2 protein-coding genes are annotated in these 2,977 nt (G+C 42.4%); both read right to left on the bottom strand.

Annotation, left to right across the window (positions count from 1 at the left end; genetic code table 11):
• Positions 1–399: 399 nt before the first annotated feature.
• A complete protein-coding gene (locus HMPREF3144_RS02680; RefSeq protein WP_036557940.1) occupies positions 400–1,812 on the bottom strand; it encodes a dihydrolipoyl dehydrogenase in 1,413 nt (470 codons plus the stop codon).
• A gap of 100 nt (positions 1,813–1,912) precedes the next feature.
• Positions 1,913–2,761: a cysteine desulfurase family protein gene (locus tag HMPREF3144_RS02675; RefSeq protein WP_052043562.1), complete on the bottom strand. Its 849-nt coding sequence runs from the start codon at positions 2,759–2,761 to the stop codon at positions 1,913–1,915.
• Positions 2,762–2,977 lie beyond the last annotated feature (216 nt).

Raw genomic sequence — 2,977 nt, 5'->3', positions numbered from 1 at the left:
GGCGTTAGCCAGATGGAAATACTGTAATGAAAGACACGGACATGACATACAACGAGCTTTCTGAGGCGGTGGTTGGCTTGAGCTATAGAGACAAATTCAGATTGGCGCAATTACTTATCCAGCTCGCCCGAAAAGAGGAAGAGGAGCAGTACCCACAGAAGCGAGCACCTGTTGCGTCAAATGTGGGGACCCCATCCGAGCTTACGTTGTATGTCGCAGAACGTATTAAAAAGCTGCGCCCCGCAAAAAAGTCGACGCTTCTAAATTCAATCCTAGCAGACAAGTCACCATTCACCCACACATAAATATTTATCATTCTCATTAAGAAAATGCATAAACAAGAAAAAACGCCCATCACTTTTAGCAACGGGCGCATCTTATTCCATTAAATAGAAAATATTATTTAATCGGGGTCAAACCTAAAGGATAGATACTTGGCTCCATTTGACGCGCTATATCTCGCAGTGCAGTCTGTACCAACTCCTCAACCACTGGATGATAGAAAGGCGTATCGAGCAACTGATACACATCGAGCTTTTGAGTCAAAGCCAAAGCTAAGAATTGTGCAATATGCTCTGCACGTGCACCAATCATACTCGCGCCTAATAATTTGCCATCTTTGCGATCAACATAGATGCGCAGCACACCCTGCTTTTTACTCAAAATGCGGCTACGACCATCTGTTTCAGTTAGTGCCTTACCAATAAAGATATCGTCTTCTGATAATTGATCAAAACTTGTTCCTACACTCACAATATCAGGCTGAGTAAAGGCAATAGCTAAAGGTACTTTACGCTCAAAGGCTTGAGCCTCATCACGACTTGCATTAAAACCCGCTACAGCGCCCTCAACTGCCGCTTCGTGCATTAAGGTACGGTATCCATTTGCATCACCAACCACATAAACAGGGTGATCTTTGACTTTGAGGGTCTCTTCATCGAAATGCGGCATACCTTTATCATCTAGCTCAAAGCCTGCTTCTGCCAAATTAAGCTGGTCTAAATTAGAGCGTCGACCTAAAGCCACTAAGACCTTATCAACTGTCACACGATTTTCACCACTAATTAGCTGAACGCCTTGCTCAGCAACTTCTAAATTAGCGGCCTCACTCAAATACATTGGAAATTCATCAGCAAATGCCTCTTGAGCGTATTTAGCAACCTCAGGGTCACGAATGCCACCTACTGAATCAGCCATATCCGCACCAACCACTTCCACGCCAAGGCGTTGCATGGCTAACCCCATCTCCAGACCAATGGCACCCAAGCCTAAGACACCGAGTCGCTTTGGCAACTCTTCTAATTCAAAGAGCTCATCGGTAGTGATTAAATGATCTTTAAAAGGAACTAAAAAGCCCGGTACCACAGGACGAGAGCCCACGGCAATAATAACAGCCTTAGCTTCGATACGCTCAGTACCCTCTTTACCTAGCACCTCAATCACGGTAGGCTCAATAAATTTCGCCTCACCCATTAATAAATGCTCGCCCCCAGCTTTAACAGCGTTGCTACTAGCGCCAGCAGCGAAATCATCGCGCATGCTACGCACTTTAGCCCAAGCGGCTTGGCGGTCAATCTCAAGATTATCGGTACCTGAGATACCGTACTCTTTTTGCTCTTCACGCATCGACCAAAGCTCTGCGGCATGTAAAGCCACCTTTGATGGCATGCAACCCACTCGGGCACAAGTAGTACCTAAAGGCCCACGGTCAATTAATACAAAACTCTTTTTAGCGCGCCTAACTTCACGCAATGCATATAAACCGGCCGTACCGGCCCCAATAATAGCAACATCAACTTGGCGTTTTTTCATGATTGACCTCATTTCTGGTTGTGATTTATATATTAGACATATCTAATATATAACATAGATTAAGACTTAAACCAAGTTAAATATTGTGATAATTTATGTTTTAGGGAAAAACAGAACTAGCTGTAACGCCAGTTATCTTAAAGCTTTCTAATGCTTTTTCTAGTTGTTTTACAAAAAACAGAATATCTTGCTCAGTATTAAAACGACCTATGCCTACGCGAATTGTGCTCTCTATTTTCTCTCGACTTAAGCCCAAAGCCTTTAAAACATAAGATTGCTGAATTACCCTCGAATTACATGCAGCGCCAGTAGAAACTGCCACTTCAGGTTGAAGTTTTTGTACCAACAAATCGTTTTGATAACCAATAAAAGAAAGGCTTAAATTACCGGGGTGTCGATGCTCCATCGAACCATTAACAGAATACTCAATGCCCATGTCGTCAAGTTTTTTAAGTAGTAACTTCCTAAGGCTTTCTAAATATGACCTTTCCTCGGCTCGCTGCTTTTGCACTTTTTTGATAGCAAAACTTATTGCCTCACAAAGATATAAAGGGATAGTCCCAGAACGAACACCAACCTGTTGTAATCCACCATGAATTAGAGGAACAGGTTTCAAATCTAGCATTGAGTCGACAATTAGAACGCCTACTCCCGTAGGGCCATAAAGCTTACCACCCGAAAGACTTAACATATCGATGTTGCTTTCGATAATATCAATATCCTCATAAGCAGATTGTGCTGCGTCCATATGAAAAATTGCACCAACCTCTCTACATAAACGTCCTATCTCTGAATAAGGTTGAACTGTACCAACCTCATTACTGACAGCCATCACAGACACTAAAAGCACATCATTTGATAAATGCTGTTTTAAGACGTCCAGGTCAATCAGCCCATCAAGTTTTACAGGAATAACAATGAGCCTGTAGATAGTTTTGTGTAATTGCAACAGTAATATCCTACACTACTCTTACTTATTCAACACTATCGGCTCACCCGCTTCTGCACGCTTTAACAAGATGATAATCTGTTCTTCACTCTTACGTTTGCTCATAGTAAATCTTCTAAATATAAATTAATTGTAAAGGAAAACTCTACATTTGAGCTGTGTTAATTTAGGGGGTGGTTACCGTGCCACCTGACCAAAGCGCTGAATTGCCTTAGT

This window comes from Oligella sp. HMSC05A10 (assembly GCF_001808335.1).
Taxonomy (GTDB): Bacteria; Pseudomonadota; Gammaproteobacteria; order Burkholderiales; family Burkholderiaceae_B; genus Oligella; species Oligella urethralis.
The sequence above is the reverse complement of the archived record's forward strand: the minus strand, read 5'-3'. Positions and strand labels throughout refer to the sequence as shown.